A 21,391-nucleotide genomic window follows, 5' to 3' on the forward strand; every position below is an offset into this window, starting at 1 on the left:
CCGTTCGCCACTAATCCCCCAGCAAGCTGGGATCATCGTTCGACTTGCATGTGTTAAGCACGCCGCCAGCGTTCATCCTGAGCCAGGATCAAACTCTCCGTTGAAGTAAAACAAATCAAACAGACACAACCACACCCACCGGAAATAACGACAGGACGCGGCTGCACAAAATTCGAAACCAGCTGAAAACCAGACCACCACACACGGGGGTGCGCAGCAACCCGGCCATAATTTCAACCAATCAATAAAACAATCGGCATCAACAAACTTGGCACACTATTGAGTTCTCAAACAACAGGTCACTAATCCAGAACGTCACCACCAGCCTTGGCTGGTCGCTCCGGAGCAACTTTTCAAACTTACCGGCTAGCTTCACCTGAGTCAAATCGGCAAGACTGACTTGATTTTTCCTTGCGGTTTCTTGTCAGTTTGCGGTCTCAACCAGTGGAGCAGCGCGGGTACTAACTATACCCACACTTTGCCCCCGTTGGCAAAGCCACCTTGGTGAGGGCCGCCGTCGTCGGACGTTTGCCCCTGAACCGGGCCGCAAACCAAAGCCGGGCGGAACCAGCAACGCTCCCCCACCTGAGTGAGGGAGCGTTGCTCGAAAGCGGCTGTTATGTGAGAGAGGGACGCTGGAAAAGGGCGGTGATGTGGGAGTGCCCCTATGTTTTTCGTCAAGCGGTTGCGGGTGTTGGGGGTTGGTAGAGGGTGCCGTCGCGGAGCATGGCGTAAAGGGTGTCGCAGCGTCGTCGTGCCAGGGCGATGAGTGCTTGGTTGTGGCGTTTTCCTTCGGCTCGTTTGCGGTCGTAGTAGGCCCGGGAGGGCGGGTCTTTGAGCGCGGCGAACGCGGAGAGGAACAGGGTTCGTTTGAGGGCTTTGTTGCCTTTCCTGGAGGAATGGTCGCCACGGATGGAAGACCCGGAGCGCCAGGTAACAGGGGCCAGTCCCGCGTAAGAGGCCAGGTGCCCGGAGGTGGGGAAGTCTTTCCCGGCGACTTCGGTGAGGATTCGTGCAGCGGTCCTGATGCCCACGGCCGGCAGAGACATCAGGACCGGGTGAAGAGGGTGGGCCTCCACAAGAGTCTCGACCTGGGTCAGGACCGTGGCGCGGCTTTCGTGGAGCCCGGCGAGCATGGCCGCGAGCTGGGGCAGCACGATGGTTGCGGCGTTCGTTCCAACGACAGTGACGGTTTGCCGGCCCAGGGCCTCGATGATTTCATCGGCAAGACGTTCACCCATCCGCGGAGCGAGGTTGGTCAGCCGGTTCCCGATCCGGCGCCGGCCCGCATGACGGAGCGCTTCAGGGGTAGGCCAGGTCCGCAGCAGATCCAGCACCGCCGGGTGGTCCATGTAGGGTCCGAGCACCCTTTCCAAAGCTGGGTGGATCTGCGTGAGCAGCCCGCGGATCCGGTTCGAAGTCGCCGTGGCCTGCTTGGCCAGGTCATCGTCGAACCCACACAGCATGCTCAGCTCAGCGAGCTGCTCATCGACCAACTGAACCGAGCGCAGGGCATGCGGCATGGTCCTGGCGGCCTCGGCGATGATGAACGCGTCCCGGGCATCGGTTTTCGCCTCTCCGGGGTGAAGATCCGCGATCCGGCGCATCGCCAGGCCCGGCAGGTAGCCGACCAGCACCCCGGCGGCCTGGGCAACCGCGACGGGAAGCGCACCGATGGTGGCGGGCTGGTCAACAACAAACAGGATCCGGCCGTTGTCCTCCAGCTCGGCCATGATCTCCCGGATTTTGGCTTCGTCGTTGGGCAGCGCCCGGTCCAGCAATTTCCTGCCTGCCCGGTCCACGGCAACGGCATGATGGACGCCCTTACCAACATCGAGGCCAACGAAAACCTCAACAGCGTCGTGGTTCGTGATCATCTGGCACCTCCAGTCGTAGTCAACTACCGCACTGGCCCGCCAGCGGTGTCAGGACCCGGCACCCACGTTACGCACGACGTTCCCGAACTGTCCTGCCCCTATCAGCGGTCTCCCGGCACCTACCAACCCCGGTGACAACACTCCCAAGATCATCGAATCAACAGAGGGTCCCAATCATGAAGGGATCAGCAGGCCAGCACACCCATATCCTGCACCAGGAAACGGGCTACGAAAAAGGTAACGAGGGTCAGTCCGCCAGGGTGAACCACGAAGCACCGAGCGGTGGCAGGGTGACTGTCAACGCTGCGGGCTGCCCATCTGCTCCGGGAGTCGATGCCGTCAGGGATCCTGCATTCAGGACTCCGGAGCCGCCGTAGGTTTCGGAGTCGGTATTGAGGACTTCGGTCCATTCCCCACCAGCAGGCACACCCAGGATGTAGTCCTTGTGCGGAGCACCGGAGAAGTTCACTGCGCACACCAAGGGTTTGCCCTCGTGGTCCCAACGGATGAAAGTGAGGACGTTGTGGTCAGCGTCCGCGCCGTTGATCCACTGGAAACCGCCGGCCTCGTTGTCCCGCTGGTACAAGGAAGGCGTGGAGGTGTAAAGCCCGTTCAAATCCTTGATCAGGAGTTGCAGTCCGCGGTGTGCGGGAATGTCAGCGAGGAACCAATCCAGTCCGTACTGTTCGGACCACTCTGCTTCCTGGCCGAACTCGGTACCCATGAAGATCAGCTGCTTGCCCGGGTGCGCCCACTGGTAGGCGAAGAACGCACGCAGGTTTGCCAGCTGCTGCCAACGGTCCCCTGGCATCTTCCGCAGCATGGAGCCCTTGCCGTGAACTACTTCATCGTGGCTGATGGGCAGCAGGAAGTTCTCGGTGAAAGCGTAAACCAGGGAGAACGTGATGGTGCCGTGGTGCCACTTGCGGTTGATGGGGTCCTCTGAAATGTACTTGAGGGAATCGTGCATCCACCCCATGTTCCATTTGAGTCCGAAGCCCAGCCCGCCGTGGTTGGTGGGAGCGGTGACGCCGGGGAATGCCGTGGATTCCTCGGCAATGATGATGGCCCCCGGGTGCGACTTGTAGACCGTGGCGTTGACTTCCTGCATGAAGGAAATCGCTTCAAGGTTTTCGCGGCCGCCAAACTTGTTGGGCCTCCACTGGCCTTCCTCGCGGGAGTAGTCCAGATAAATCATGGAAGCCACGGCGTCTACCCGCAGGCCGTCGATGTGGAATTCCTCCAGCCAGTACAGCGCGTTGGCCACCAGGAAGTTCCGGACCTCGCTGCGTCCAAAGTCGAAGATCAAGGTTCCCCAGTCCGGGTGCTCCCCCAGCGCGGGATCGGAGTGCTCATAGAGCGGCTGGCCGTCGAACTGCGCCAAAGCCCAGGAATCCTTGGGGAAATGGGCCGGGACCCAGTCCAAGAGCACACCAATTCCGGCCTGGTGGAGGGAGTCCACCAGGAACCGGAACTCATCCGGGTGGCCGAAGCGTGACGTCGGCGCAAAGTAGGACGTCACCTGGTAACCCCACGAACCGCCGAAGGGGTGCTCGGCCACCGGCATGAACTCGACGTGCGAGAAGCCAAGCCATTTGACGTAGTCAACCAGCTCTTTGGCGAGCTCTTTGTAGCCAAGGCCCAGCCGCCATGAGCCCAAGTGGACTTCGTAGACGCTCATCGGCGAATTGTGCGGGTCCTTTTGGGCCCGGGCCGCCATCCATTCCGCATCCTTGAAGCGGTAGCCGGGTTCAACCACGCGCGATGCCGTCAACGGCGGGACCTCGGTACCGAAGGCCAAGGGGTCGGCCTTCTCTATCCAGTGACCGGACTTGGTCAGGATCTCGTATTTGTAGCACGCCCCTGCTACAACGCCCGGAATGAAGATTTCCCACACCCCGGAGGAGCCCAGGGACCGCATGCCGTGGGATCGACCGTCCCACCCGTTGAAATCGCCCTTCACCCGGACGGCTTGGGCATTGGGAGCCCAGACGGCGAAGGAGGCACCGTCCACCTCGCTGAGCGCGGAACGATAATGCTGGACGTGCGCACCAAGCACATCCCAGAGGCGCTCGTGGCGTCCTTCGCCGATCAGGTGCAGGTCCACCTCACCCACGGTAGGCAAGTAGTGGTACGGGTCATCGATGGTGACGGGTTCGACGTCGTACACCACTTCCAGACGGTAGTCCGGCACGTGGCCCGCCTGCAGGGGTTCAAGGACGGCAGTCCAGACGCCGTGGGACTCGTGCGTGGCCTCGGTACGGCCCGCCTCGGTCACCACTGCCACGGACTTGGCGAGGTGCTTCACAGTACGGATGGTGACGTGTCCGTGGTCGTCCAAGTGGGCGCCGAGGACCGAATGCGGCGCGTGGTAGGCGCCGGCTGCCACGCGTTCCAAGGTCTCGGAGTCCACGTGCAGGGGAACTCGGGGCCGTTCGGTGCGTGCAGAGCCAGTCATGTCATTACCTTCCGCTATAGCTGCCGCGTGCTTTCCGCGGTTTGTGTTGTCGAGGATTCGTCGCGATGCATTCACCGGGATGGCCAGCCAATCCGGCCGGTTCCGCAGCTCGTACACCACCTCGTATAAGGCCTTGTCCAGCCACAATGCCACAAAGAGCGGCGAGCGGCGGTCTATGGTTCCCGGGGTGACATCGCTGTACCCCTCAAGGAACGCTGCAGCACAGTCATCCACCCAGGTTTCGGGCACCTTGGCTGCGGTTTCTTCGTTTTCGCGTTCGGCAGCACCGGCGGCGTAGTCGAATGACCGCAGCATGCCCGTCACGTCGCGCAGGGGAAGATCCGGGCTGTTGCGCTCGTCGATGGTCCGGAGCGGCTCACCCTCGAAGTCGAGGATGGCCCAGCGGCCGGCCTGCCCATCGCTGCCGGACAGGGACCCTTCGCCGGGAACCAGCAGAATCTGGCCCAGGTGGAGATCACCATGGACGCGCTGCAACTGCCCTACGTCCCGGGGATCCAGAGCCGCCAGCAGTTCCTCAAGGTTCCCGTCATAAGGCCCGACGGCGGACGCGGCCTCCGCCCACGACTGGCGGACGCGCCGGGCTACAGTGGCAATGATGTCCGAGCCCTGTTCCTGTCCGTCCTGGGTGCCGAAAGTTTCTGCAAGCCTGGCATGAACGGTCGCCGTGGCGGCTCCGAGACCCCGGGCCTCTGCAGTGAAATCCTTGCCTGCAGCGGCCGCTTCCACCGCCAACCGCCAGGCATCCAGCCCACCGAGCAGGAATTCGTGCGCCACGGTCAGCTCGCCGGTGGCCACCGTGGAGCGGGTCGTTCCCGGCCCATCCCAGGAACCGGTGATCCAACCCAGCGTGGCGGGAACCTCACTGGTCCCGGCTGCGGTCAGGGCAGCGCCAAGTTCAACCTCAGGGTTTTTTCCGGCCGCCAGCACCCGGAAGATCTTCAGGATGGCAGCAGAGTCACCGTCGTCGATGATGACTGAGGTGTTGGACTGCTCACCGGACAGGACGCGGACGGAGGTGGGGTCTCCAGGCAGCGACACGCGGCCACGGGTCAGGTGCCCCTGGGCGCCGGCCGTGCCTTGGCCCGGAACAGTTCCTTCGCTCCGCATGAGCTTCAGCCACGCGGTGATGAATTCCGAATCGTAGACGGCGTCGTACACCAGGCGCAGGCCGGAATCGTCAGTAAACTCGCCCAACAATGCTGCCGGAGCATCCACCAGTGGTTGTTTCCTGTAACTCAACGGAACCTGCACCACGTCAGTCCGGGGACCGCCGTCGGCCGTCCGGTAGGTGACCGCCAGCAACACCACTTCAAACGCGGTATCGCCGTCGGCACCGGGCAGCCTGAAGCCGCCCACCTGCTTCAGGGCAAAGTCGGGGCTCTTGACGGGGAACCAGCGCTTGCCTGGCAGCCAGGTCAGGAGAAGTCCTTCAATGGAGGGGTTCAAGTTGTCCTTGCTCATCTCATCCTTTGGAGGTCACCACGGGAATCGCCTGGGTAAAAGGCGACGATGGATTGGAAAAGGCCGAGCGCACCCGCAGCCAATAGAAGCTGTGGCTGCCCAGCATCACGGTCAGGTGACCGTTGTCTCCGACGGCCGGGAAGGGCTGGCCGCCGAAAATATCGCGCAGGCCGCGACCCGCGAATTCGGGGATGTCCAAAGTTGCCGCGACTGGGTGCTGGGAGAGGTTGAAGACGCACAAAATGGTCTCTGCGTCCTCGCCCTCGGGGTTGCCCGCCGGCAATTCCCGTACGTAGGCCAGCACCACTTCATGGTCGGCCTCGATGTGCCGGAAGCCCCCAAGGCCGAACACCGGATGGTTCTTGCGGACGCTGAGGATCTGCCGGGTCCAGCGCAGCAGTGAACCGGAGTGCGCGGCCTCGGCCTCAACGTTGGCCATGCTGTAGTTGTAAACCAAGGACTGGATGACCGGAAGGTACAGCTTGCCCGGATCAGCTCCGGAGAACCCCGCATTGCGATCCGGGTTCCATTGCATCGGAGTCCTCACGGCATCGCGGTCATCGAGCCAGATGTTGTCCCCCATGCCGATCTCGTCCCCGTAGTACAGGAAGGGACTGCCCGGAAGGGAAAGAAGCAGGGCATTGATGAGTTCGATCTCGGAGCGAGAGTTGTCCAGCAGCGGCGCCAGTCTCCGCCGGATGCCGATGTTCGCCCGCATCCGGGGATCAGGGGCATACCATCCCAGCATGGCGGCCCGTTCCTCGGCCGGCACCATCTCCAGCGTGAGTTCATCGTGGTTGCGAAGGAACGTCCCCCACTGGGCACCCTTGGGAATATCCGGAGTGTCCCGCAAGGTCTCGATGATCGGAGCGGCTTTCTGGTCCCGGAGTGCGTAGTACAGCCTGGGCATGATGGGGAAATGGAACGCCATGTGGCATTCAGGCGCTTCCTCCGTGCCGAAGTACTCCACCACTTCATGCGGCGGCTGGTTGGCCTCGGCAATGATCACCCGGCCGGGATAATTCGCGTCCACCATGCGGCGAAGATCCTGCAGGAACGTGTGTGTTGCCGGCAGGTTCTCGCAGTTGGTGCCGTCTTCCTCGAACAGGTACGGAATGGCATCCGCGCGGAAGCCATCGATCCCCTGGTCCAGCCAGAACCGGATCACGTCATAGAGGGCCTCAATGACCTTGGGGTTCTCGAAGTTCAGGTCCGGCTGGTGGGAGAAGAAACGGTGCCAGAAGAACTGGCGCCGGATGGGATCGAACGTCCAGTTGGATTCCTCGGTGTCAACGAAGATGATGCGGGCGTCCTGGTACTTCTCGTCCGTATCGCTCCATACGTAGAAATCTCCATAGGGACCCGTGGGGTCCTTGCGGGATTCCTGGAACCAGGGATGCTGGTCCGAGGTGTGGTTCAGCGGAAGATCGATGATGACCCTAACGCCCCTGGCGTGGGCCTCGGCCACCAGCCGCTTGAAGTCGCTGATGGTGCCGAACTCGTCCAGGACCGAGGTGTAGTCCGCAATGTCATAGCCGCCATCGCGCAACGGGGAGTGGAAGAACGGCGGCAACCACAGGCAGTCGACGCCCAGCCACTGCAGGTAGTCCAGTTTCTCGATCAAGCCATGGAAATCACCGGAACCATCCCCGTTGGCATCCGCAAAGGCCCGCACCAGTACCTCGTAGAAGACTGCCTTCCGGTACCAGTGTGGATCATGCTGGAGACCGGGGGCGTTCAACTCGAAGGTGTTCTTCGGAGTGAAGTACTGGCTCGGGTTCTGCGGAGAAAAACTCACTAAGGCTGCCTCCGGATGCTCAGGATGTGCGCGGGTTCACCATGGGCATCCAGCCGGACGTAGTTGTGCTCGCCCCACTCCCAGCTCTGGCCGGTGATCAGGTCATCCACCCAGAACCGGCCGTCTTCGTTGAGGTCGCCCGGGTCCAGTTGCAGGGCGGCAAGATTCAGCGAAACCGTGCTTTCGCGGGCGCTGTGCGGATCCACATTGACCACCATGATCAAGGTGTCCTTGGTGCCGTCCGGCAACGTCTTGTGCTTGGAGTACACGATCGTGGCGTCATCGGTGCTGCTGTGCAGTGTCAGGTTCTGCAGGTCACCCAGGGCTACGTGATCCTTGCGGATGGTGTTGAGCCTGGTGATGTACGGCGCCAGGGTGCGCCCGGATTCCGCTGCGCCTTCCCAGTCCCTGGCCTTGTACTCGTACTTTTCGTTGTCGATGTACTCCTCGGCGCCCGGGCGGGCCACGTGCTCGTAGAGCTCGTACCCTGCGTAGACGCCCCAGAGGGGGCTGGCCGTTGCAGCAAGTGCAGCCCGGATGCGGAAGGCTGCCGGACCGCCATACTGCAGGTACTCGGTGAGGATGTCCGGGGTGTTCACAAAGAAGTTCGGCCGGAAGAACGCCGCGGTCTCACGGCTGACCTCGTGGAAGTACTGCTCCAGCTCAGTCTTGGTGTTCCGCCACGTGAAGTAGGTGTAGGACTGCTGGAATCCGGCACGGCCCAGGGCGTGCATCATGGGCGGACGGGTAAAGGCCTCCGCCAGGAAGACAACCTCGGGGTTCTTTTTGTTGATCTTGCCGATCAACCATTCCCAGAACCACACGGGCTTGGTGTGCGGGTTGTCCACACGGAAAACCTTGACGCCGTGGCTGATCCACAGCTGGACGATCCGCAGGATTTCCTTGGACAGGCCGGCCGGATCGTTGTCGAAGTTCAGCGGATAGATGTCCTGGTACTTCTTCGGCGGGTTCTCTGCGTAGGCGATGGAACCATCCACACGCGTAGTGAACCACTCAGGGTTGGACGTCACCCAAGGGTGGTCGGGCGCCGCTTGCAAGGCAAGGTCCAGGGCAACTTCGAGTCCAAGCTCATTGGCGCGTGCCACGAACGCATCAAAGTCCTCAAACGTTCCCAGCTCCGGGTGGATGGCGTCATGGCCGCCGTCCTTGGAACCGATGGCCCAGGGCGAACCCGGATCCTGCGGTCCCGGCGTGAGCGTGTTGTTGCGTCCCTTGCGGTGTTGGAAACCGATCGGGTGGATGGGCGGCAGGTAGATGATGTCGAAGCCCATGTCCGCAACGGCGTCGAGCCTCCTGGCCGCCGTACGGAAATTGCCTGACGTCCACACTCCGGTGGAGTGATCCAGCACGGCACCCTCGGAGCGGGGGAAGAACTCGTACCAGGAGCCACGTCCCGCGAGGTCGCGCTCCACCTGCAGCGGGAAGCGCTCGGACACGGTCACCAGTTCGCGGATCGGAACGCGTCCGACGGCGGCCTGCACCTCAGGGCTGAAACCGGCGCCAAGGCGCTCCTCGGCGGTCTTGGTGGTGTCGCCAAGCACAACGGAAGCGGCACGCAAGGTGCGCTTTTCCGCAGCGCTGCGTCCGGCGTCGTCATCGGCTGCTCCGGCCAGGAGGGCAGCGCCCTCGGCGAGCATCAACTCGACGTCGATGCCGGCTCCGACCTTGACTTCGGCATTGTGGTGCCAGGTGCCGTAGCGGTCATGCCAGGCTTCAATGACGAAGGACCAGGCTCCGGTGCCGGTGGGCGTGATCAGGCCCTCCCAGCGGTCCAGGCCCTTCCACTGCTCGCCCTCGGCCGGGGACAGGCGGACGCGCTGGCGCTCCTTGCCCCTGGGATCGAGCAGGACAGCGGACACGCCGAGCTGGTCATGGCCTTCCCGGAAGACCGTGGCGCCGACAACGAGGTCCTCTCCCGGCAATGCCTTCGCCGGGAAACGGCCACCCTCAACCACCGGCTGCACGGCAGTGATGGGGAACCGGCCGAAGCGGAGTCCCTGGGTGATGTCCGTAGTCGTCTTGGATTTCAGAGCGGTGATGGTTCGCGCGGTTTTCGTCACAACCACGACGTTAGCGAGAAAAATCACAGAATGCTAAGCACACGACCTATCTACCCGACGCAAGATGACTTTTACCTAAAAGAAACCCAATCCAGTTCCGGCTGCCATGTGAGTCCGTTAGTGTGGCGCTCGTGAAGGCTATTCGAAGGTTTACAGTCCGTACCGTCCTCCCCGAGCCCATCCGGCCCCTGGCCCGATTGGCGACCAATCTGCGCTGGTCCTGGCACCGGCCCACACGGGAACTTTTCGCGAGCCTCAACCCGGCTCTCTGGGAGGCCTCGCAGCACGACCCCATAGCGCTTCTGGGGTCCATCAGCCGCGAACAACTGCAGGACCTCGCAAACGACGGCGACGTGGTGAGCCGCGTTCAGGACGCCGCCTCCGACCTGGACCGTTACCTCAGCGAACCCCGCTGGTACCAGGGCCTCGGGGAAGATGCACCGGCCTGCATTGCGTACTTCTCCCCCGAGTTCGGCATCACTGAAGTTCTGCCCCAGTACTCCGGCGGCCTTGGCATCCTCGCCGGCGACCACCTCAAAGCCGCCTCGGACCTCGGCGTGCCGCTGATCGGCGTCGGGCTCCTCTACCAGGCCGGCTACTTCAAGCAGTCCCTGTCCCGCGACGCCTGGCAGCAGGAAACATACCCGGTACTGGACCCCGACGGATTGCCGCTGACCCTCCTCCGCCACCCCGGCAAGGACGGCATGCCCGGCAAGCCCGTCCACATCTCCCTTCCCTTGCCCAACGGCCGCGAGCTCCACGCGCACGTCTGGCGTGCCGACGTCGGGCGCGTTCCGCTGCTGCTGCTGGACTCCAACGTTCCCTCCAACGACGAAGCCGCCCGCGGCATCACGGACCGCCTGTACGGCGGCGGAGGCGACCACCGGCTCCAGCAGGAACTGCTCCTGGGCATGGGCGGCGTCAAGGCCCTCCGCGTCTACCAGGAACTCACCGGCACCCCCGCGCCGGAAGTTTTCCACACCAACGAAGGCCACGCCGGGTTCCTGGGCATCGAACGGATCCAGGAAGCGATGTCCGATCCCGCCGAGCCCCTCAGCTGGGACGAGGCCCTGGCCGCCGGACGCGCATCCACCGTCTTCACGACGCACACGCCCGTCCCCGCCGGCATTGACCGTTTCGAGACCGTCCAGATCAAGCACTTCTTCGAAGCCGGCCTGGCTCCGGCCGTGCCCACGGACCGCATCCTGGAACTCGGCCGTGAAAACTTCGACGGCGGCAACCCTTCGGTCTTCAACATGGCAGTGATGGGTTTGCGCCTGGCGCAGCGTGCCAACGGCGTGGCCAAGCTTCACGGCGTGGTCTCCCGTGAAATGTTTGCCGGCCTGTGGCCAGGATTCGACCACTCGGAAATCCCCATCACCTCCGTCACCAACGGCGTCCACGTCCCCACCTGGGTGGACCCCCGCATCTCCACTCTTGCCCGCACCCAGTTCGGTGCCGAAGCCGAGGCGTTGGGCCGCTGGGACCTTGCCTACAACGTCAGCGATGAAGACGTCTGGGCATTGCGCCGGGAACTGCGCGCCCAGCTCATCGAGGACGTCCGACGCCGGCTCCGGGCTTCCTGGAAAAAGCGCGGCGCAGCCGACGCCGAACTCGGCTGGACCGACTCCGTACTGGACCCGGACGTGCTCACCATTGGCTTCGCACGCCGCGTACCCACCTACAAGCGCCTCACCCTCATGCTGCGCGATCCCGCACGCCTGAAGGCCCTCCTGCTGGATCCCAAACACCCCATCCAACTGGTCATCGCCGGCAAGTCGCATCCCGCAGACGACGCCGGCAAGAAAATGATCCAGGACCTGGTCCGCTTCACCGACGATCCCGAAGTCCGGCACAGGATTGTGTTCCTGCCCAACTACGACATCGCCATGGCAAGGACCCTGTTCCCCGGCTGCGACGTGTGGCTCAACAACCCCCTCCGCCCGCTCGAAGCCTGCGGCACTTCCGGCATGAAAGCCGCCATCAACGGCTCGCTCAACCTCTCCGTCCTGGACGGCTGGTGGGACGAAATGTTCGACGGCGAAAACGGCTGGGCGATCCCCACGGCCAACAACGGCGCCTCAGCCGACGAACGCGACGACATCGAAGCGTCCGCTCTCTACGAACTCCTCGAAAACCAGGTAGCCCCGCGCTTCTACGGCACCACAGTGGCCCAAGGCGCCGGAGCTGCAGGACCGTCCGAGTCCAGCCGCGAAACAGTGCCCACGCACTGGGTGTCCATGATCAAGCACACCCTGGCGAACCTCGGCCCGGCCGTTTCCGCTGAACGCATGCTCCACGATTACGTCAACAACCTCTACTGCCCTGCCGCGGTATCCGGGCGCAGGGCTGTTGCCGAAGCCTTCAAGGAAGCCAAGGAACTCGCCGCCTGGACCACCAAGGTCCGGAACGCCTGGCCCCAGGTTGTGGTGGAACACGTTGACTCCGTGGGCGTCTCCGAGGAACCCCAAGTGGGCGACAGCCTTCAAGTCAACGCCTACGTGGCCCTCAACAGCCTCACCCCGGACGACGTGTCAGTGGAGGTAGCTTTTGGACGCGCGGAGGACTCCGACGAGCTCGAGGACGTAGTGGTTGCAGAACTGGACTCCCTGGAAGACCTCGGCGGCGGACGCCACCTCTTCCACGGCTCCCTGGTCATCAACCGGTCCGGCTCCTTCGGCTACACCGTCCGGGTATTCCCGAAGCACTCGGCGCTGGCATCGAAGGCTGAACTGGGATTGATCGCAAACGCGTAAGCCCTAACCAGACGACATCCGCCGGATGTCAGTCATCCTCCGCGTGCTGCTCCTTCGTCGCTTTGACGCACGCTTCCGGATAACTGGCATCCGGCTTGTTGTTTGGCGGGCCGCTACGGTTGGGATCCATAGGGCCCGTTGGCGCGACTAGTTTTCGAAAACGGCGATGACTGCGAGGTCGCGGCCGGCGTAGCGCTCGGCGTCCTGGAGTACTTCGCAGACCACGCCGAAGGAACGGTCCGTGCGGTAGGCGGCCGGGACCTGCCAGATCATGGTCACCGGGCTGCCGTCGTCCTCTGAAAGGGCGTCAGCGTAGTCGTGCAGGGAGTCGTTCAGTGCGTCGAGGTTCACGCCGTAGTACTCAGGGAAGTCCAGTACTTGGGCGAAGACTTCCAGCACGGCCTGCTTGGTGTTTGCCGGCGGGACCATCACTGTCCTGCGGCCGGCGTCGGAAATTTGTTCCTGCAGTTCTTCCAAGGTCCAGGTGTCTGCGGAATAGATCTTCATGGGCTCCTACTTGTCTTCGACGATGAACTTGAACGACTCGTAATGGTCCGGGGTGTAGTACTTTGCTGAGTCCTTGCCCACGATGATGCGGCGGGCTCCACGGTCGGACTCTCCTGGTGTGGTCACCGTGTATTCCTTGTAGAAGCCACCGGACTTCTTGGGCAGCAGGCCTTCAAAATTGCCGAAGTTCACGCCGTCACGGTCGTATGGGTAAGGGCCGCCCTTGGCGATCAGGGCCAGGGTTTGACGGGCTTCCCTGGGCAGCTGAGAGGCGTTGATGGCGGGCAGCGTTGAGGGGTTTGCCACGGCGGCAGCCGACGACGATAACGCAGGGCCAGGCGCCGGCGTCGTGCTTTGCGCTGTTGTTTCTCCGCCGGATGGCGGCGCACCGCTTGGCGCCGTCAGCGAGCCTCCGCCCACCATGGCGACAACCAGCACGACGACGGCGATCACCAACCCCGCGAATGCCACCAGTTTGCTGCGGCTGCGGTTCATCTGAAGTGCTCCTGGGGTAAGTGCCTACGTGCGGTAAATGTTGATGGTGTTGGCTTGCAGGATATCCCGCTCGCCGGAGGCCACCAACGCGCCCTTCCGGCGCTCGTGCAGCACCGATGTAGTGAAGCGGAGCTCGAACATGCGCTTGCCGATTCCGGTTTCGCTGAGGATCTCCGGCAGGACCATCTTGACGTCCTGGTTGCTGCCGTTTACCGAGATCAAGCCACGGATTTCGCTGTCCTCATGCCCCATCAGGAGCTGGACGGAACGCACATTGGGATCATTCCAGCGTGCTGGAGTCATCTGCTGGCCTTTGTCGTCAAACCACTGGAGGCTGGAATTGTTTGCGTTGCCAGGGAAACTCTCGGGCTGGTGCCGCAGGAACCAGCGGCGGAGCCGGACCAGCTCCCGTGTGGTCTTGAACATGGCGTTGGCTTCCTGCGTGCGGCTCCAATCCAGCCATGCCGTGGGATTGTCCTGGCAGTAGGCGTTGTTGTTGCCCTGCTGGGTCCTGCCGATTTCGTCGCCGGCCGTGATCATCGGGACGCCGAAGGACAGCAACAGGGTAGCCATCAGGTTCCGGACGGACAGGGCGCGGGCAGCCACAATGGCCTCGTTCTCGCTCCGGCCCTCCACGCCGTGGTTGTAGCTGCGGTTGTCGCCGTGGCCGTCGCGGTTCTGCTCACCGTTGGCCTCGTTGTGCTTACGGTCGTAGCTCACCAGGTCCTTGAGCGTGAAGCCGTCGTGCGCCGTGATGAAGTTGACGCTGGCCAGCCGTGTACGCCCTGATGATGCGAAGAGATTTGCGGAGCCTGCCATGAGTTCAGCCAACGAGGCCACGGAACCACCTTGGCCACCGGCCTCAATCGCAGCGCGGTCGGACAGCCAGAAGCTGCGGACGCCGTCACGGAAGTGATCGTTCCAATCCGACCAGCCCTGCGGGAAACGCCCCGTCTGCCAGCCCCCATAGCCAACGTCCCACGGCTCGGCGATCAGCTTGACCTCGGACAACACCGGGTCCTCCGCAATCGCCTGGAGGAAGGGGTGCTGGGGGTCGAAGGTGTTGCCGGCGTCCCGGCAGAGCGTCACTGCCAGGTCAAAGCGGAAGCCATCGACGTGGAAGTCGTTCACCCAGTACCGCAGGGAATCGAGGGCCAGGTCCACCACTACAGGATCACTGAAGTCCAAGGTGTTGCCGCAGCCGGTGGTATCCAGGTAGCGCCCGTGGGCATCGTGCCGGTAGTAGCGTTTTTCCGCCAGCCCACGGAAGCTCAACGCCGGCCCATCGGGACCTGCCTCGGCGGTGTGGTTGTACACAACATCGAGGATGACCTCGATTCCCGCCGCATGGAGCAACTTGATCATGCCCTTGAGTTCATCCTGCACCGCGTGGGGGCCGGCGTTGCGGGCAGCCTCCGTGGCGTAATCCGCATGAGGGGCGAAGAAGGCCGCCGTGTTGTAACCCCAGTAATTGGTCATGCCCAGGTCCTGCAAGTGGGACTCGTCCAAGTGGAAATGGATGGGCAGGAGCTGGACAGCGGTGATGCCAAGTTCCGTGAGGTGCTGGATCATCACCGGGTGGGCCATGCCTGCGTACGTACCCCGGAGGTGCTCCGGGATGTCCGGGTGCAACATGGTCTGGCCGCGCACGTGCGCTTCGTAAATGACGGAAGTCCGCAAAGGGACGCGGGGCGGCTGGTCATCGCCCCAGTCAAAACCTGTTTCCACATGCACACTGGTGAGGAACTCTCCCCGCTGGTCCACAGCGCGGCCGTAAGGGTCCAGCAGCAGGCGGTGCTCGCCGTCGTCGTCCAGGTCCACCGCCGGCAGGGACATGGGGAAGGTGCCCTCCGAGGGGGCCGCGCGGAAACCATAGCGGGTACCCGGCGGCATACCGCTGACCACTCCGAAGTGCACGCCGTCCTCAGCGTTCGGAAGGATGTGGGCCCGCCAAGGTTCTCCGGGGGCTTGGAAGGCGATTTCAACCGCTTCCAAGTCGGGCGCGAAAACCGCCACGTTCACCTGGTGGTCCTGCGTTTTTTCGGCATCGTCAAGGCCGGGCTGGGGCACGCTCAGTCCTAGGGGCCGTGGCCGGGAGGCGTCGACGGCAGCTGCTGTGTCAAAAATAGGCATAACCATTGCTTGCAAGTTTAGTTCCACGCAGAGTAAGTGCCGCGCCGACCCCGCATGTGACGACGTTCCCCATCGCGATTTGATTACTTGCCTGGGGAGGGCCGGATTCCTCGGACCGTTCACGTGCTGCAACGCGGTTTCAGCTTGTGCATGCATACCTTTGCAGTTGCACGAATAAGTCGCAGGCTCAGTCTTTCGGCGCGGGCACTTGGCATACTGGGACGGAGACAACTGGAGGTTCTATCGTGCGTGTGGCACTCGCCCAAGTCATCACCGGCAGGGACGTTGCCGGCAACCTGCGGCTCCTGGAGGAGTACGCCCGCCTGGCAAAAGAGGGTGGAGCCGGGCTGGTGGTCTTCCCTGAGGCCATGATGCGCGCGTTCGGGAACTCGCTGCTGGATATCGCCGAACCACTGGATGGACCGTGGGCCAGCCGGGTCCGCGATCTCGCCCAAGAACTGCAACTGGTGATCGTGGCAGGCATGTTCACTCCCGGTGCTCCCTCATCCTCAGGGTCGCGCCGTGTGCGGAACACGCTTCTGGCCACTGGACCCGGAGTCGAAACAAGCTACGACAAAATCCACCTTTTTGATGCGTTCGGCTTTGCGGAATCAGACACCGTTGAGGCGGGTTCTGAACCTGTGACGTTCGACGCCGGTGGCCTCACCTTTGGCTTGGCCACCTGCTACGACATCCGTTTCCCTGCCTTGTTCACGGCCAACGCCGACCACGGAGCAGTGGTCAACATAGTCTCGGCCTCCTGGGGATCCGGGCCCGGCAAAGCAGAGCAATGGCAACTCCTGGCCCGTGCACGCGCCGTGGACACCACCACATTCGTGCTCGCCTGCGGCCAGGGTGATCCGGCAACGCAAGGTGTTGAGGCCAAGGGTTCCGCGCCCACAGGAGTGGGGTACTCCGCCGTCGTGTCCCCGTTCGGCCAAGTGCTGGAAGCCCTCGAGGGCGAACCGGGCCTCATCTTCCACGACCTCGACTCCGCAGCGGTGGAAGAAGCGCGTGCGAAGCTGCCGGTGCTGGCCAACCGCCACCACTTCTAACCCTCTTCCACATCCCCCGCCCTTCACCGGAACGCTCTCCCACATCCCCCACCCTTCCGGCCACACCCCCAGGGGATATGCGAGAGCGTCCGGCACAACCCCAGGGGGAACTGATAGAGCGTCCAGCCCACACCCGGGGGATGTGCGAGAGGGTCCGCCCCACACCCGGGGGATGTGCGAGAGCGTCCGCCCCAATCCCAGGGGAACTGATAGAGCGTCCGGCCCAATCCCAGGGGGAACTGATAGAGCGTCCAGCCCACACCCGGGGGATGTGCGAGAGCGTTGGGCACGGAAAAGGCGCCGCAAGGGGCATCCGGAAGCATGCGTCTAAGCGAGGTACGAGCGAGCATGCGGAGGATGGCGCTTGCGGCGCCTTAGCCAGGAGGATGGCGCTTGCGGCGCCTCAGCCAGGTGGACGGCGCTTGCGGCGCCTTAGCGAAGACTACTTAGCCGAGCGCTGCCTCGACACTTCGTACAGCGAGATACCAACGGCCATGGACGCGTTGAGCGATTCCATGGCGGAGTCGATCGGGATGGAGACGATCTGGTCGCAGTTTTCGCGGACCAGCCGGCTCAGGCCCTTGCCTTCGGAGCCCACCACGATGCACACGGGCTCGGTTGCAACGGTGAGGTCGGGCAACGAGACGTCGCCGTCGCCATCGAGGCCAAGCACGTAAATGCCCATGTTCTTGAACTGCTTGAGGGCGTTGTTCAGGTTCGACGCGCGGGCCACCGGCACGCGGACAGCGGCACCGGCGCTGGTCTTCCAGGCGGACGCAGTGACGCCGACGGAGCGACGTTCGGGCACGATGACGCCGTGGCCGCTGAACGCGGATACGGAGCGGATGATCGCACCAAGGTTGCGAGGGTCCGTAATGCCATCCAGTGCCACGAAGATGGGGGCGTTGGAGATGTGCCCCTTCTTCCACTTGGCCAGCGTCGTCTCGGCGAGGTCGTAGGCGTCCTCGTACTCGTACGGCGGGATCTGCAGGACCAGGCCCTGGTGAACGGCGTCCTCGGTCATGCGGTCCAGTTCAACCTTGCCGGTTTCGAGCAAGGGGATGCCACGCTCGGCCGCAAGCTTGAGGGATTCCTTGACGCGGTCGTCCATCTCAATGCGGATGGCCACGTGCAGTGCCTTGGCCGGGATGCCGGCGCGGAGGGCTTCGACCACCGAGTTGCGGCCGGTGACCAGTTCTTCGGTTGCACGGCCCTTAGGGCCCGAGCGCGCACCGGCGCCACCCTGACGGAGACCTGTGCCGCGCTTGGCAGCTGAGCGCTCAGCCAGCTGCTTGTTCTTGTATGCCTTGTGGTAGGTGCGGTCCTCCGCCTTGGGCGTGGGACCCTTGCCCTCCAGGGCCTTGCGGCCGTGGCCACCGGTTCCGGTGGAGGGGCCCTTCTTCTGCTTGACCGACCGGCGACCGTTGTTGGCCATGAGATTCCATCCTTGATTTTGTGAGTAAGTCTGGAATCAAGTCTACTGACCCGATGCAATTCGGCCGCCGCGGCCTTTTGTCAGTCGCGTTTGAGGCTCCAGGTTGCCCCGTCCGCACCATCTTCGACCACGACGCCCGCAGCAGCCAGGGTGTCCCGGATCGCGTCCGATGCAGCCCAGTCCTTGGCGGCCCTGGCAGCAGCCCGGGCGGCGAGTTGGGCATCGATCAGCACTTCCAATGCGGCGTGCTCGCGTCCTTGAACAGCTTCGGGGCGCTTGACCGCATCCAGGCCAAGCACTTCGGTCATGGAGAGCACGCTGTACAGGGCAACTTTGGCAGCGTCGAGATCGCCCGAAGCCAACGCTGTGTTGCCTGCCCGCACGGTTTCGTGAAGCACACCGAGGGCCTGGGGCACGTTGAGATCGTCGTCCATGGCTGCAATGAAAGCAGCGGGCATGTTGGCCTGCGGGGAAACGTCCGAGACGGCTGCCCCGACTTTCGCCGACGCCTTGTGGATGAACCCGTCAATGCGTTCGACGGCGGCCGCAGCCTCCTGCAACGACGTCGGCCGGTAATCCAGGATGGAGCGGTAGTGCGCCTGGCCCAGGTAGTAGCGGACCACGCGGGGCGATGCGAGCTCCAGCATTTCGGCCGGGCTCACCGTATTGCCGATGGACTTGGACATCTTTTCACCCTCGTAGGTGACCATGCCGTTGTGCATCCAGAAGTTGGCGAAGTCGTCGCCGGCCGCCTGGGACTGGGCCATCTCGTTCTCGTGGTGCGGGAAGCGCAGATCCAATCCCCCACCGTGGATATCGAACCGGGACCCGAGGTATTTAGTGACCATCGCAGAGCACTCGAGGTGCCAGCCGGGACGTCCGGCACCCCAAGGGGACTCCCACTTGGCGGTGACGGGTTCACCGTCCTTGAAACCCTTCCACAGCGCGAAGTCGCGGGGATCCCGCTTACCGCGGGGGTCCGCGTCGGCGGCTCCCTGCATGTCATCAATATTCTGCCGCGTCAACGAGCCGTACTTGCTCCAGGAGCGGACATCGAAGTAGACGTCGCCGGAATCGTCCAGTGCGGGGTAGGCGTGGCCGCGGTCGATGAGGCGCTGGATGAGCGCGTGCATTTCGGGAATGTGGCCCGTGGCCCGGGGTTCGTAGGTTGGCCGTTGAACACCAAGGGAGTCGTAGGCGTTCTGGAATTCCTGCTCGTAGCGGTAGGCCAGGGCCCACCACTCTTCAGCTTGGCGCGCGCTGGGCTCGGCATCCCAGTCCGGTCCGAACGACTGGGCGGACTTGGCAAGGATCTTGTCGTCTATGTCAGTGACATTGCGCACCACTGTGACGCGGAGGCCGCGGAATTCAAGCCACCGGGTCAGTTGGTCAAAGGCGATGGCGGACCGGACGTGGCCCACGTGAGGCATTCCCTGAACAGTGGCCCCGCAGTAGTACACGCTGGCCTTGCCGTCTTCGAGGGGAACGAAGTCTCGGACTTCGGCGGAGGCGGTGTCATAGAAGCGCAGGGTCACCGCTCCAGATTAGCCGATGACGCGGCGTGACCTGCCTACTTGCAGTATTCGCCGATCTTATTGAACTGAACCTTGAGCTTTTCCTGCTGGTCCTTGGTGGCCGCACCGAGCGATGAAGCCGCAGCGTCATCCATGATCGACGCCATCTCCTTGATGGGGTTTCCGATCTCCGGAGCAAGCTTGCCCGCGATCTCGTGATAGTGCGCAGCGATCTGTTTGGACTGCTGTTGCTGGTTGCCATCGGGCTTGAAGGTGTCGTTGTTCAGGAATTCGCAACTGGCCGCCACGTCCATGGTGGAGGAACCCGCACAACCGCCCAGCAAGAGCGCGGCCGCAAGGCCGGCGGAAAGCACCACCGCCGAACGCACGACGCCGGCACGCGGCTTATCCATGCGGCGCACCTTTCGCCGGTCCCGGCTCCGCTACGGTGGCCTCGTGTCCGGAAACCGGATACACCAGGGCCGTCGCAACAGCGGAGATTCCGTCACCACGGCCGGTGAAACCCAGTCCGTCGCTGGTGGTGGCGGTGACGCTGACAGGAGCGCCGGCTGCTTCGCTGAGGACGCGTTGGGACTCTTCGCGCCGCGGCCCGAATTTGGGACGGTTGGCCACAAATTGCACTGCGACGTTGCCAATCGCGAATCCGGCCTCGCGCACAATGCGCGCCGCTTCCCCGAGCAACTTCACTCCCGAGGCCCCGGCAAACTCGGGGCGGTCCGTGCCGAAGTGCGTGCCGAGGTCGCCGATTCCGCAGGCGGAGAAGAGTGCGTCCGCCGCAGCGTGGGCCACGCAATCGCCGTCGGAATGCCCTGAAAGTCCTTGTTCACCTTCCCAGAAGAGCCCGCCAAGCCAGAGCGGCTGGGGGTCGTCCGCGGGGGCAAATGCATGGACATCAATGCCGATACCGGTGCGGGGCAGGATCACGTTGCGGTCCAATGCCATCAGCCCTCCACCCAACGAATACCCAAAGGTCCCTCCAGGAGTCCTTCGGCGATGATGAGGTCCAATGGCGTGGTGATCTTCAGGGACTGGCTCGCTCCCCGGACGGCATGGACCGGAACACCCAACAGCTCAACCAGCATGGCGTCATCAGTGACGGACGCGGCTTGCTTGTCGTCAAAGAGTGCAGCAGCCTCGTGGGCACGGCGCAGAGTGGCCCACTCGAAGCCTTGCGGAGTCTGTACGGCCCTGAGTTGTTCGCGTGGCGCCGTCCCAGTGACAACTTCCGGAGCGATGGAGGAGTCAGCTTCGGACGTCCCGGAGACTGTCTTGATGGTGTCCACCACGGGCATGGCGGGAATGACGGCTTTCGCACCCGCAGCCAGGGCGTCGGCGACGCGCTGGAAGACGCGCTCCGGGGCCAAGGCACGGGCAGCATCGTGCACGAGGACGAATTCCGTGCCGTCTTCCAAAGCACCCAAAGCGGAGCGGACGGAATCCGCGCGGGACGATCCGCCGTCGACCACGGAGATCTCCGGGCCGCCGTCCACCAGATCAACGGTGAAGTCGGCGATCAACTCACGGAGCTCCGTGTCGCCTTTGGGGACGGCGATGCAGATCTGCCGGGCTACGTCTGCTGCCACTACTCCCCGAAGGGCATGCATCAGGATGGCTTCACCGCCGAGCGGGACCTGGGATTTGGGCATGCCGTAGCCCAGACGCTCACCGGAACCGGCGGCAACCAGGATCACGGCCGTAACGGCGCGCTTGGAAGGAGTACTCATGCGCCCAACGTTACTGGGAAAGTACCTGCAGATACTTGATGATCATGCGTCTCCG

14 protein-coding genes and 1 rRNA gene are annotated in these 21,391 nt (G+C 63.4%); 2 read left to right on the forward strand and 13 right to left on the reverse strand.

Annotated features, from left to right (window positions below; all coding sequences use genetic code 11):
* From BLQ01_RS15845 to BLQ01_RS15865, 5 genes are all read right to left on the reverse strand, one after another.
* Positions 1 to 104 (reverse strand): 16S ribosomal RNA (locus BLQ01_RS15845); the annotation flags it as partial.
* A 573-nt stretch (positions 105 to 677) separates the two neighbouring features.
* Entirely contained in the window at positions 678 to 1,877 is a 1,200-nt protein-coding gene (locus BLQ01_RS15850) for an IS110 family RNA-guided transposase (protein ID WP_139183506.1), read from the reverse strand.
* 247 nt (positions 1,878 to 2,124) lie between these two features.
* Complete coding sequence (locus tag BLQ01_RS15855; protein ID WP_091552794.1) at positions 2,125 to 5,817, reverse strand: 1,4-alpha-glucan branching enzyme; 3,693 nt, start codon at positions 5,815 to 5,817, stop codon at positions 2,125 to 2,127.
* 1 nt (position 5,818) lies between these two features.
* Positions 5,819 to 7,615 (reverse strand): maltose alpha-D-glucosyltransferase, encoded by a 1,797-nt coding sequence (gene treS, locus BLQ01_RS15860; protein WP_091552796.1) that lies wholly within the window; start codon positions 7,613 to 7,615, stop codon positions 5,819 to 5,821.
* Entirely contained in the window at positions 7,615 to 9,702 is a 2,088-nt protein-coding gene (locus BLQ01_RS15865; protein ID WP_175493469.1) for an alpha-1,4-glucan--maltose-1-phosphate maltosyltransferase, read from the reverse strand. The genes treS and BLQ01_RS15865 overlap by 1 nt, the downstream gene beginning before the upstream one ends.
* A gap of 125 nt (positions 9,703 to 9,827) precedes the next feature.
* Between BLQ01_RS15865 and glgP the strand changes: the two genes are divergently transcribed.
* Positions 9,828 to 12,452, forward strand: a complete 2,625-nt coding sequence (gene glgP / locus BLQ01_RS15870) for an alpha-glucan family phosphorylase (RefSeq protein ID WP_175493462.1) — start codon at positions 9,828 to 9,830, stop codon at positions 12,450 to 12,452.
* A gap of 147 nt (positions 12,453 to 12,599) precedes the next feature.
* Here the strand turns inward: glgP and BLQ01_RS15875 are convergent, their stop codons facing one another.
* The 3 genes from BLQ01_RS15875 to glgX are packed head-to-tail and all read right to left on the reverse strand — an operon-like array spanning position 12,600 to position 15,593.
* Positions 12,600 to 12,959, reverse strand: coding sequence for a barstar family protein (locus BLQ01_RS15875; RefSeq protein WP_026542160.1), 360 nt, complete (start codon positions 12,957 to 12,959; stop codon positions 12,600 to 12,602).
* Between the two features lie 6 nt (positions 12,960 to 12,965).
* Positions 12,966 to 13,454 carry a guanyl-specific ribonuclease gene (locus BLQ01_RS15880; protein ID WP_091552801.1) on the reverse strand — a complete coding sequence of 163 codons (489 nt, stop codon included), beginning with the start codon at positions 13,452 to 13,454 and terminating at the stop codon, positions 12,966 to 12,968.
* Positions 13,455 to 13,478: 24 nt separating this feature from the next.
* Complete coding sequence (gene glgX, locus BLQ01_RS15885) at positions 13,479 to 15,593, reverse strand: glycogen debranching protein GlgX (protein WP_091552802.1); 2,115 nt, start codon at positions 15,591 to 15,593, stop codon at positions 13,479 to 13,481.
* 239 nt (positions 15,594 to 15,832) lie between these two features.
* Between glgX and BLQ01_RS15890 the strand changes: the two genes are divergently transcribed.
* Complete coding sequence (locus BLQ01_RS15890) at positions 15,833 to 16,642, forward strand: carbon-nitrogen hydrolase family protein (RefSeq protein WP_091552804.1); 810 nt, start codon at positions 15,833 to 15,835, stop codon at positions 16,640 to 16,642.
* A 442-nt stretch (positions 16,643 to 17,084) separates the two neighbouring features.
* Here the strand turns inward: BLQ01_RS15890 and rlmB are convergent, their stop codons facing one another.
* The 5 genes from rlmB to ispD all read right to left on the reverse strand — a co-directional run bounded on the left by rlmB (position 17,085) and on the right by ispD (position 21,336).
* Positions 17,085 to 18,077: a 23S rRNA (guanosine(2251)-2'-O)-methyltransferase RlmB gene (gene rlmB, locus BLQ01_RS15895; protein ID WP_091552806.1), complete on the reverse strand. Its 993-nt coding sequence runs from the start codon at positions 18,075 to 18,077 to the stop codon at positions 17,085 to 17,087.
* A gap of 80 nt (positions 18,078 to 18,157) precedes the next feature.
* A complete protein-coding gene (gene cysS, locus BLQ01_RS15900) occupies positions 18,158 to 19,612 on the reverse strand; it encodes a cysteine--tRNA ligase (RefSeq protein ID WP_091552808.1) in 1,455 nt (484 codons plus the stop codon).
* 35 nt (positions 19,613 to 19,647) lie between these two features.
* Positions 19,648 to 20,004, reverse strand: a complete 357-nt coding sequence (locus BLQ01_RS15905) for a hypothetical protein (protein ID WP_091552809.1) — start codon at positions 20,002 to 20,004, stop codon at positions 19,648 to 19,650.
* Positions 19,997 to 20,554 (reverse strand): 2-C-methyl-D-erythritol 2,4-cyclodiphosphate synthase, encoded by a 558-nt coding sequence (ispF, locus tag BLQ01_RS15910; protein ID WP_091552811.1) that lies wholly within the window; start codon positions 20,552 to 20,554, stop codon positions 19,997 to 19,999. The genes BLQ01_RS15905 and ispF overlap by 8 nt, the downstream gene beginning before the upstream one ends.
* Positions 20,554 to 21,336, reverse strand: a complete 783-nt coding sequence (gene ispD, locus BLQ01_RS15915; protein ID WP_091552812.1) for a 2-C-methyl-D-erythritol 4-phosphate cytidylyltransferase — start codon at positions 21,334 to 21,336, stop codon at positions 20,554 to 20,556. The genes ispF and ispD overlap by 1 nt, the downstream gene beginning before the upstream one ends.
* Positions 21,337 to 21,391: the final 55 nt, after the last annotated feature.

It is taken from the genome of Arthrobacter sp. UNCCL28, assembly GCF_900102805.1.
Lineage (GTDB): Bacteria > Actinomycetota > Actinomycetes > Actinomycetales > Micrococcaceae > Arthrobacter > Arthrobacter nicotinovorans_A.

Bases quoted from the DNA above. Each gene is read 5' to 3' on its own strand.
- rlmB (WP_091552806.1), bottom strand. From the start codon at position 18,077: ATGGCCAACAACGGTCGCCGGTCGGTCAAGCAGAAGAAGGGCCCCTCC.
- BLQ01_RS15850 (WP_139183506.1), bottom strand. From the start codon at position 1,877: ATGATCACGAACCACGACGCTGTTGAGGTTTTCGTTGGCCTCGATGTT.
- ispF (WP_091552811.1), bottom strand. From the start codon at position 20,554: ATGGCATTGGACCGCAACGTGATCCTGCCCCGCACCGGTATCGGCATT.
- BLQ01_RS15855 (WP_091552794.1), bottom strand. From the start codon at position 5,817: ATGAGCAAGGACAACTTGAACCCCTCCATTGAAGGACTTCTCCTGACC.
- ispD (WP_091552812.1), bottom strand. From the start codon at position 21,336: ATGAGTACTCCTTCCAAGCGCGCCGTTACGGCCGTGATCCTGGTTGCC.
- BLQ01_RS15875 (WP_026542160.1), bottom strand. From the start codon at position 12,959: ATGAAGATCTATTCCGCAGACACCTGGACCTTGGAAGAACTGCAGGAA.
- BLQ01_RS15905 (WP_091552809.1), bottom strand. From the start codon at position 20,004: ATGGATAAGCCGCGTGCCGGCGTCGTGCGTTCGGCGGTGGTGCTTTCC.
- glgX (WP_091552802.1), bottom strand. From the start codon at position 15,593: ATGGTTATGCCTATTTTTGACACAGCAGCTGCCGTCGACGCCTCCCGG.
- BLQ01_RS15880 (WP_091552801.1), bottom strand. From the start codon at position 13,454: ATGAACCGCAGCCGCAGCAAACTGGTGGCATTCGCGGGGTTGGTGATC.